General features: G+C 70.0%; 6 protein-coding genes. All 6 read left to right on the top strand.

The window, feature by feature from the left end; translation table 11 throughout:
• Positions 1–905, top strand: a 905-nt coding sequence (locus HUU95_RS09735) for an NAD(P)(+) transhydrogenase (Re/Si-specific) subunit alpha (protein ID WP_174279933.1), incomplete at its 5' end; no start/stop codon positions are given.
• Positions 895–1,137, top strand: coding sequence for a type II toxin-antitoxin system HicA family toxin (locus tag HUU95_RS09730; protein WP_254602725.1), 243 nt, complete (start codon positions 895–897; stop codon positions 1,135–1,137). The genes HUU95_RS09735 and HUU95_RS09730, both read left to right, overlap by 11 nt.
• Positions 1,134–1,358, top strand: a complete 225-nt coding sequence (locus tag HUU95_RS09725) for a type II toxin-antitoxin system HicB family antitoxin (protein WP_174279932.1) — start codon at positions 1,134–1,136, stop codon at positions 1,356–1,358. Before HUU95_RS09730 ends, HUU95_RS09725 begins: the two co-directional genes overlap by 4 nt.
• Positions 1,355–2,176 (top strand): hypothetical protein, encoded by an 822-nt coding sequence (locus HUU95_RS09720; RefSeq protein ID WP_174279931.1) that lies wholly within the window; start codon positions 1,355–1,357, stop codon positions 2,174–2,176. The genes HUU95_RS09725 and HUU95_RS09720 overlap by 4 nt, the downstream gene beginning before the upstream one ends.
• 10 nt (positions 2,177–2,186) lie before the next feature.
• Positions 2,187–2,468, top strand: a complete 282-nt coding sequence (locus HUU95_RS09715; protein ID WP_174279930.1) for a proton-translocating transhydrogenase family protein — start codon at positions 2,187–2,189, stop codon at positions 2,466–2,468.
• A gap of 178 nt (positions 2,469–2,646) precedes the next feature.
• A complete protein-coding gene (locus HUU95_RS09710) occupies positions 2,647–4,155 on the top strand; it encodes an NAD(P)(+) transhydrogenase (Re/Si-specific) subunit beta (RefSeq protein WP_174279929.1) in 1,509 nt (502 codons plus the stop codon).
• Positions 4,156–4,247: the final 92 nt, after the last annotated feature.

Here is a 4,247-nt window from a genome sequence, read left to right as displayed (position 1 = left end):
GGCCGGACCTGGCCGCGCTCACCGGCGTCGCCGCCGGCGCGTGGCTGGTCGGCGCGCTCGATCCGGTGGGCCAAGGCGACCGCGTGCGCGCTTATGCCGCCGCCGGGCTGGAGGCGCTGGCGATGGAATGGATGCCGCGTATCACCCGCGCGCAATCGATGGACATCCTGTCGTCGCAATCCAACCTGGCGGGCTACAAGGCGGTGCTGGACGCGGCGGCCGAGTACGGCCGCGCCTTTCCGATGATGATGACGGCGGCGGGCACCGTGTCGGCGGCGCGCGTGTTCGTGATGGGCGTTGGCGTCGCGGGGCTCCAGGCGATCGCCACCGCGCGGCGGCTGGGCGCGCAGGTCTCGGCGACGGACGTGCGGAGCGCCACGCGCGAGCAGATCGCCTCGCTGGGCGCGAAGCCGGTGTTCGTCGAGGGCGTGGCGGGGATCGAGGGCGAGGGCGCGGGCGGCTATGCCGGCGAGACGAGCGCCGAATATCAGGCGGCGCAGGCGGCGCTGGTGTCGGCGCACATCGCGAAACAGGACATCGTCGTCACCACCGCGCTGATCCCCGGGCGGCCGGCGCCGCGGCTGGTGACCGATGCGCAGCTCGCGACGATGCGCCCCGGCTCGGTGGTGGTGGACCTCGCGGTGGAACAGGGCGGCAATGTCGAGGGCGCGGTCGCGGGCGAGGTGGTGACCCGCCACGGCGTCCGCATCGTCGGCCACCGTAACATGCCCAGCCGCCTCGCGGCGGACGCGAGCGCGCTCTACGCCCGCAACCTGCTCAACCTCCTCACCATTTTCTGGGACAAGGCCGCGGGCCGCCCGGTGCTCGACGCCGAGATCGGCGACGCGATCCGGCTGACCAGGGGCGGCGCGGTGGTGCATCCGAGGCTGGTGGGTGGCGGATGACCTGCTGGCCCGCATGCGGGCGAACCCGCGCGACTGGCGGATGGCCGATGTCGAGCAGCTTTGCCGAAACCATGGCGCCTTGTGCACGCCGCCGCGCAAGGGGTCGCATTACAAGGTCAAGCATCCGCTGGTGAACGAGATCCTGGTGGTGCCGGCCCATCGTCCGATCAAGCCCGTTTACATTCGGGCGCTGGTTCGCTTCATTGACGCCGTACGGGAGGCAAGCGCGTGAGCCCACAGGATTACGAGGTCGATGTCCGGCCGCTCTCCATCGAGGATGGTGGAGGCTTCATCGCGCTCGTGCCGGAACTGCCGGGCTGCTTCTCGGATGGCGAGACCCCCGAGGAGGCGCTGCGCAACGCCTATGATGCGATCGGTTGCTGGATGGAGGCGGCCCACGAGATGGGACGTCCCGTTCCCGAGCCGCGTCACGACCGGCGAGCCGCCGCGTGATGGGCTCGCGCCGGCTGTGGCTCGCGGCGATGGTCGCGTTCGCGGTCCCCGCCGCCGCGCACGGGGACGATGCGGAGAAGCGCGCCCGCGAGGTCCGCTCCGGCTGGGTGGTGGTGCCGATCCTGCCCTCGACCGCACCGGTGACGGTCGCCAAGGGCGGGTTCGCGCTCAAGCAGCGCCTGTTGCCGATCGGCACGGTCACCACCGATGCCGATGCGCTCGACGCGGACGGCAAGCCGCTGGTGCCGGCGGGCACGCCGCTGATGCGCCTGATGGGTCGGGGCTATATCGCCTGCGTCTTCGGCGAGCGGCCACGGACGGGGCTCGGCAATTTCTGGATGGGGTTCAAGGGCGGGGACAGCCGCATCTGCCTGCGCGACACGGATAGCGACGGGCGCTTCGAGGAGTTCGTGCGCTACAGCGGCGGTCTGGTCCAGGGCCTGCCGTCGGTCAACGGCCACCTGCCCAAGGCGCTGCACGCGCTCAAGCAGCCGGTCGGCTACACCGTCGGCAATCCGGCGACGATGCCGACCGAATATTTCCTCGCGATCCGCTATGACGGCCACGCCGCGCTGGGCGGGCACCCGGTGTTCGTCAATGCCTTCGGGCAGGGCAAGGACGTCGGCACGCTGATCCATGCCTGGCCGCGCGAGGACGACGGCAAGGGCAAGCTGGCGCAGACCGGCACCGTGCGGCTGGACGGCGCCGTGCTGGTAGTGACGCAGGACGCGCCGGACGGCGTGACGCTGGTGGTGAAGGCGCCGTTCCCGACCGGGGTGTTCAGCGTGTCGCAGGTCGGCCAGAACGGTTTCCACTAGGACGGCCCGCATGACCTTCGTCTCCATCCTCTCGATCTTCGTGCTCGCCTGCTTCGTCGGCTATTACGTCGTGTGGAGCGTCACGCCGGCGCTGCACACGCCGTTGATGGCGGTGACCAACGCGATCAGCTCCGTCATCATCGTCGGCGCGCTGATCGCGGGCGCCGCCGCCGGCTCGGCCGCGTCGAAATGGCTGGGGCTGGGCGCGGTGACGCTCGCCAGCATCAACATCTTCGGCGGCTTCGCGGTCACCGCGCGGATGCTGGCGATGTACAAGGCGAAGGGGCGGTGATGGCGGTGCAAGGCAAGCCCCTCCCCTTCAGGAGTTCCGGGTCGGCCATGCCCCCGGCATGGCCTAAACAGCGCGGGGCGCTGTTTACCCGGAACTGGGTGGGGGTGGGGCGTAGCCCCATACGCCGGTTCCCGTTGAGAGGCCCCACCCCCAACCCCTCCCCTGAAGGGGAGGGGAGATGAGCGACACCGCCCCCCTCGTCGCGCTCGCGTATCTCGTCGCGGGCGTGCTGTTCATCCTCGCGCTGCGCGGGCTGTCGAGCCCCGCCACGAGCCGGCGGGGCAACCGCTTCGGCATGGCGGGAATGCTGATCGCGGTCGGGACGACGCTGGCGACACACATTCCTCGCTTTCACAACGACACAGCGCACTTGTCGTTACCCAACACGGCCTTGTCGAACAGCTACGCGGTCGTGTCCGGTCCTAGCGCAAACGGCACTCTCGAAATCCTCGCCGCCATCGCGCTCGGCGCTGCGATCGGCCTCGTCACCGCGCGCCGCATCGCGATGACCGCGATGCCGCAGCTCGTCGCGGCGTTTCACTCCCTCGTCGGCCTCGCCGCCGTGCTCGTCGCGGCGGCGGCGTACCTCAACCCGCAGGCGTTCGGCATCGCCGATCTCGTCGTGCCGATGATCGGCCAGCCCTTCGCGGTGATCCGCCCCGAAAGCCGCGTCGAGATGGCGCTGGGCATCGCGATCGGCGCGATCACGTTCAGCGGCTCGGTCATCGCGTTCCTCAAGCTCAACGGCACGATGGGCGGCAAGCCGATCCTGCTGCCCGGCCGCCACGCGATCAACCTCGCGCTGATCGCCGCGATCCTGCTGCTCGTCGCGCTGTTCACGCGCGATCAGGCGCCCGCGATCTTCTGGACGATCGCCGGCCTGTCCTTCGCGATCGGCTTCCTGCTCATCGTCCCGATCGGCGGCGCGGACATGCCGGTCGTGGTGTCGATGCTCAACAGCTATTCGGGCTGGGCGGCGGCCGCGATGGGGTTCACGCTCGGCAACACCGCGATGATCGTGACGGGCGCGCTGGTCGGCTCGTCGGGCGCGATCCTGTCTTACATCATGTGCCGCGCGATGAACCGCAGCTTCATCAGCGTCATCGCCGGCGGCTTCGGCGCGACCGCGTCGGTGGGCGGCGCGGCGGTGGTCGACCGGCCGTGGAAGCGCGGCTCGGCCGAGGACGCCGCGTTCCTGATGGGACAGGCGGAGCAGGTCATCATCGTGCCCGGCTACGGCATGGCGGTCGCGCAGGCGCAGCACGCACTGCGCGAGATGGGCGACCAGCTCAAGGAGCATGGCGTCCGCGTCAAATACGCGATCCATCCCGTCGCCGGCCGCATGCCCGGCCACATGAACGTGCTGCTCGCCGAGGCCAACGTGCCCTATGACGAGGTGTTCGAGCTGGAGGACATCAACGCCGAGTTCGCGCAGACCGACGTGGCGTTCATCATCGGCGCCAACGACGTAGTGAACCCCGCCGCCAAGACCGACAAGGCGTCGCCGATCTATGGCATGCCCGTGTTCGACGTCGGGCGCGCCAAGACCGTGCTGTTCATCAAGCGCTCGATGGGCGGCGTCGGCTATGCGGGCGTCGACAACGACGTGTTCTATGCCGACAACACGATGATGCTGCTCGCCGACGCCAAGAAGATGGTGGAAGAGATCAACAAGGCGCTGGCTTGAGGAGCGGGGCGTGAGCTGGGGCGACCCCGCGGGGTTCGACGCCGTGCTGGTCGGCGGCGCGGACGGCGCGCTGGCCGAGGCGGTGGCGCTCG

Source organism: Sphingomonas bacterium, from assembly GCF_903643065.1.
Classification (GTDB): Bacteria; Pseudomonadota; Alphaproteobacteria; order Sphingomonadales; family Sphingomonadaceae; genus Sphingomonas.
Note: the sequence above shows the minus strand (reverse complement) of the source record. Positions and strands in the feature narration are given on the sequence as shown.